This window comes from Nostocoides australiense Ben110, assembly GCF_001050535.1.
Classification (GTDB): domain Bacteria; phylum Actinomycetota; class Actinomycetes; order Actinomycetales; family Dermatophilaceae; genus Nostocoides_A; species Nostocoides_A australiense.
On sequence record NZ_HG764815.1, the window covers coordinates 3957320 to 3961746 of the forward strand.

The following is a 4427-nucleotide window of genomic DNA, read 5'->3' on the forward strand; positions in this document are numbered from 1 at the left end:
CGTAATGGGTACCGGCCGGTGACGGTCAAGACCACCGCCGGAGCGGTCCAGCTGGAGCGGCCGAAGCTGCGCGGCACCACCGCCGCGTTCGCCTCCCGCCTGTTCGGTAAGCATGTGACCAAGACCAACGCGTTGGAGTCGTTGGTGATCGCCGCGTTCGTGCGGGGCCTGTCGGTGCGCGATGTGGAGGCCACCTTGGCTGAAGCCCTCGGGGACCAGGCCGCGATCTCCAAGTCCACCGTCTCCACCATCTGCCAGGCGATCACCGCCGAGTACGAGCAGTGGGCTGCCCGCCGCCTGGAGGGGGTGAGCGTGGATTACCTGTTCCTGGACGCCTCGTTCTTCCGGATGCACCCCGGCAGCCCGGCCGAGCCGGTGCTGGCCGCCTGGGGGATCAGCACCGACGGCAAACCCATCTTCATCGGCCTCGCGCCCGGGGCCGGGGAATCCACCGACGCGTGGGTCGACTTCCTGGCCGACCTGCGCCATCGGGGCCTGGGCAGTCCGCTGCTGGTCATCTCCGACGGCGCTCAAGGATTGATCGCCGCGATCGAGCAGATCTACCCGAAAGCGTTGCGGCAGAGGTGCCTCATCCACCGGCTGCGGAACGTTCTGGCGAAGACCCCGACCGGGATGCAGGACGAGATCCGCGACGGCTACTGGGCCATCTTCGACACCACCGACCTCGATATCGAACCCGGCCCCGCGCTGGTCGACCTGATCGACACCCGCGTCCGCGCGTTCGCCGAGAAGTACGCCGCCATCTACCCGGCAGCGATGAAGATCCTGCTCACCGACGCCGCCGGACTGAGCGCCTACCTGCGCTTCCCGGCCGAGCACCACCAACGGATCCGGCACTCCAACTTCATCGAACGCACCTTCGGCGAAACCCGCCGCCGCGCCAAAGTCATCGGCCGCTTCCCCGGCGAGACCTCCTGCATCAGCCTGGTCTGGGCCGTCCTGGACCGCGCCTCCGCCGGCTGGCGCGGCCTGGCCATGACCCCCGCCGGCTCACGCCTGCTACACGACCTCCGCCGATCCCTACTCGACCCACCCCGCGAACTACGACCCCGACACGCCCACCAAACCGACGCTGTCACCGCCACCGCGTAACATCAACCCCACGAAACCTGAACCAAGGCCCGCGCGTTTACACCGGAATCTGGACGCCACCGCCGCCTCCGAAGACAAGAGCAGCGACCTCCGGATTTCCATCGACCGCCCGCTCGAAGAGTTGCTGCTGCGCGCCGGTCCAAGCACTCACGCGCGCGTGGGCCTCCCACTTGATCTAGTCAGCTGGGGTGACCTCTTCGTACAGCACGAAGTCAGCGTCGCTGAAGAGATCGCGCGCCGGAAGGTACCGCGCGCCGAGTTGCTTAATGCGGTCGTCCACTCAGACTTCAACGACATCGCCCCGGCCCTCCGTGATCGGGTCATGGCCGCGGGCATCAGCCCCACGGAAGTGACCGAAACCTTGGGTGGCGTTGGTTTGCTCCAACTCGTTCAGTCCCTCCCCACCCGCCGGGTGACGAACGCTCTGCGGGTGAGCAAGCACCTCCATCCGGCCCAGCATCAGAAGTGGAAAGTGAACGACTTCATCGACGTCGTCCAACTACCCGTCCCCGCGGTCTACTGCGACGTGGTGTTCACCGAGCAACAGTGGGTCCGAGCCCTAACGCGCGATAAGGACGACAAGCTCGATGAGCGGTTCGACACCAAGCTATCTTCAAACCCGAGCAGCTGGTCGAGGTGCTGGTCGCCGCGAGCCTGTGATGGCGAAAGTGATGACCCGGTCCATCGACGGGAGCGACAGCTGACTATGGCGCCGAGTCCGCGGACTGGTTCACCCGGGTTGACGGCGCCCGCTGGGACGAATCTCGACACCCTCGGTGGCCAGCGCTCTTCTCACCGCCTGCTGGCTTACGTCGAAGCGCAGCCCGACCTCCATCAGCGTCAACCCACCCGCGTACAACTCGACCGCTTCGGACAAGTGGCACTCTTCAAGACCGCTCCTTCGGATTGGGACCGAGCGACGGAGGAGGTGCGCCGCTGCTGTGCGGCGATGCACGTTGAATCGCTCACCCAGCTCCACTAGCGTCGCGCCCGCCTCGTAGAGGGCCACCAGCTCGTCCACCTGTGCCGGGCTCAGAAAGGTTTGAGTCATCCCAACTGCGCGCACCATGCGCCCTCGCGAGTCCTCTACGGACGGCTCCAGCGGCCTGCGGTCCCGCTGGTAGACCCCTCGTGATCTGCGGGAAGTCATCGTTTTCAAGGCCGGGCAGGGGTTCTCGAACTCTCTACGGAGGTCCACCAGCATGCCCGGCCGTGAGAGCCCATCCGGCCTCAAGCCGTGTCGGAGTCGTCCGATCCCTCCGAGATGAGGGGGGTCACGCCGAGGGCCTCGTCGATGGCGTCCTCGTCCAGGTCGCCGGCCGAGCCGGAGATGGCGAAGCGCACGCCCTTGAGCAGTTCCGACTCCGTCTGGAGATCGTCCTCGGCTGTGTCGGGGTCTCGGCGGTCGGGCATCATGCGACCTAACCCTAGGACGCCAAGGCGCCCCGGAGGCGGTTGAGAGTCGCGCCTTTCGGCCAGCCTCTAGGATGGCGGGGTTGTCCAAGTCTTACGTCGGGAGCGCGCTTGTGGTTTTCCGCCTGAGGCCACGCAACGACGAGATGTTTTTCGAACTCCTCGTGTCCGCGTCCGGCCTGCTGGTCGACGGTGCCCGCTTGCTGAGCGGGCTGTGCGCCGATGGGGACGCGGGCCGGGCGGACATGATCGCCCGGATGCACGAGGTCGAGCACCAGGCGGACGAGATCAGCCACGCTCTCATCCGGCGCGTCGACACCTCCTTCATCACCCCGTTCGATCGTGAGGACCTGCACCGCCTCGTCTCGGGGCTCGATGACTGCATGGATCACATGGACGCGGCCGTCGACTTCATCGACGTGCACGCGCTGGCCCAGTTGCCGCCGCGTGCGGTCGCTCAGGTCGAGATCATCGCCCGGATGGCGGAGCTGACTGCCGCCGTCGTGTCCGGGTTGCGGGACCCCGCCCGAGTGCGCGACTACGTCGTCGAGGTCAACCGGCTCGAGAACGAGGCGGACCGCGGCTACCGCCGGCTGCGGGCCGAACTGCTCAGCGGCGACCCGATGGACGTCCTGCGGATGCTGCAGAATCTCGACATCGTGCAGGAGCTCGAAGCCGCCTGCAACGCCTTCGAACGGGTGGCCCACACCGTCGAGGGCATCAGCCTCAAGGAGCCGTGAGCGTGGACTGGCTGCCGACGGCGATCGTCATCGCCTTGGCGATGGGCTTCAACTACACCAACGGCTTCCACGACGCGGCCAACTCGGTGGCCACCTCGGTCTCGACGCGGGCCCTGACCCCGCGGGTCGCGCTCCTCCTCGCGGCCGCCGCCAACCTCATCGGTGCCCTCTTCGGCACCAGGGTCGCGCAGACGGTGGGCAGCGGGATCATCGACGCACCGCACGGCACCACGGGCCTGACCATCTGTGCCGCCGCCCTGATCGGTGCCGTCTCCTGGAACCTGATGACCTGGTGGCGCGGCCTGCCCTCCTCCTCCAGTCACGCCCTGATCGGCGGGCTCGGCGGCGCCGCGCTCGCCGCGGGCGCCAGCGTGCATTGGTCGGTGGTGCTGGAACGGGTCGTCATCCCCATGCTCGTCTCCCCGGCTCTGGGGTTGGTTGTCGGGTATGCCGTGATGACCGCGATCCTGTGGATCTTCCGCGATGCTGCACCCGGCCGGATCGGCCGCGGTTTTCGTCTGGCGCAGACGGTTTCGGCGTCCGCCGTCGCCTTCGGTCACGGCATGCAGGATGCCGCCAAGACCGCAGGCGTCGTCGTCCTGGCGTTGACGGTCGGGGGGTTCCACAACGACGTGGACGAGTCCGTACCCCTGTGGGTCCTTGCCCTGAGCGCTGTGGTGATGAGCCTGGGGACGTATGCCGGCGGGTGGCGCATCATGCGCACGCTGGGGGCGCGGATCATCGACCTGGACCCACCACGGGGTTTCGCCGCCGAGGTCACCGCGGCGAGCATCCTGTTCGTCGCGACCGCGTTGCGGGCGCCGATCTCGACGACGCACGCGATCACCTCGGCGATCATGGGCGCCGGCGCCACCCGCCGCGTGCGCGCCGTCCGATGGGCCGTCGCCGCCGACATCGGCTGGGCGTGGCTGCTGACCTTCCCCGGCGCCGGGCTGCTGGCGGCAGCGGCATATCTTGTCCTGGCTGCGGTGACCTGACCCAGGCGCACCCGCCGCCCGCTGGGGCCGGGAGTCGTCCACCATAAGTCTCCGCAGTGGTGTGCAACACCTCTCGAACCCAATTCTCCGCATGCTGTTCACCTCCCGTTCAACGAGGCAGAGCGGTGGCGTCCAGACGGGCGATGTACCGCTTGAGCAGACG

The 4427-nt window shown here is 67.7% G+C and carries 5 protein-coding genes; 4 read left to right on the plus strand and 1 reads right to left on the minus strand.

Going from position 1 to position 4427, the window contains the following annotated elements:
• Positions 1 to 1113: IS256 family transposase (locus BN11_RS19495; protein WP_083433898.1), on the plus strand; the 1113-nt coding region annotated here is incomplete at its 5' end.
• A gap of 121 nt (positions 1114 to 1234) precedes the next feature.
• Positions 1235 to 2095, plus strand: a complete 861-nt coding sequence (locus BN11_RS23180) for a hypothetical protein (RefSeq protein WP_157044290.1) — start codon at positions 1235 to 1237, stop codon at positions 2093 to 2095.
• Positions 2096 to 2343: 248 nt separating this feature from the next.
• On the opposite strand, the gene BN11_RS19510 is transcribed toward BN11_RS23180, so the two are convergent.
• A complete protein-coding gene (locus BN11_RS19510) occupies positions 2344 to 2529 on the minus strand; it encodes a hypothetical protein (protein ID WP_048700049.1) in 186 nt (61 codons plus the stop codon).
• Positions 2530 to 2609: 80 nt separating this feature from the next.
• Between BN11_RS19510 and BN11_RS19515 the strand changes: the two genes are divergently transcribed.
• Both BN11_RS19515 and BN11_RS19520 read left to right on the plus strand, forming a co-directional pair.
• Positions 2610 to 3266, plus strand: a complete 657-nt coding sequence (locus BN11_RS19515) for a DUF47 domain-containing protein (protein ID WP_162213294.1) — start codon at positions 2610 to 2612, stop codon at positions 3264 to 3266.
• A gap of 2 nt (positions 3267 to 3268) precedes the next feature.
• The gene (locus BN11_RS19520) at positions 3269 to 4264 is read left to right on the plus strand and encodes an inorganic phosphate transporter (RefSeq protein ID WP_327152906.1); all 996 of its coding nucleotides are present in this window, start codon (positions 3269 to 3271) and stop codon (positions 4262 to 4264) included.
• The last annotated feature ends 163 nt before the right edge of the window (positions 4265 to 4427 follow it).

Bases quoted from the DNA above. Each gene is read 5' to 3' on its own strand.
- BN11_RS19510 (WP_048700049.1), bottom strand. From the start codon at position 2,529: ATGATGCCCGACCGCCGAGACCCCGACACAGCCGAGGACGATCTCCAG.